We start from the raw sequence: 298 nt of genomic DNA on the forward strand, positions 1-298 counted from the left end.
GGGAAACCTACTCCCCAAGGGGAATCCCACTTCATCAGGTGCTCAGGAGACGCATTTTTCCAAAGGGCAAAATCCACCGAGTTGCGCTTTTCACCCTGACCGTCAAGGTCTCTGCTTCCGCTGATGAGTTCGTCCAGCACGCGACCGGAAAGTTTGCCGTATTTGTAGCTGTTGTTGTATTTGAGTACATCAAAATAGACTGAGCCATTGACCTCATAGGCCAAGCCTTCCTTGAGGATGGCTTCTACCAAAGCGATTTGCTCGGGAATGTGACCCGTCGCGCGGGGCTCGATGCTGG

At 52.7% G+C, this 298-nt stretch carries 1 pseudogene; it reads right to left on the reverse strand.

Annotated elements, in window-relative coordinates:
* Nucleotides 1–298, reverse strand: a pseudogene (locus ACNKXV_RS14220) (cysteine--tRNA ligase); the annotation flags it as partial.

The sequence above is a fragment of the Christiangramia aquimixticola genome (assembly GCF_048285835.1).
Classification (GTDB): Bacteria; Bacteroidota; Bacteroidia; order Flavobacteriales; family Flavobacteriaceae; genus Christiangramia; species Christiangramia aquimixticola.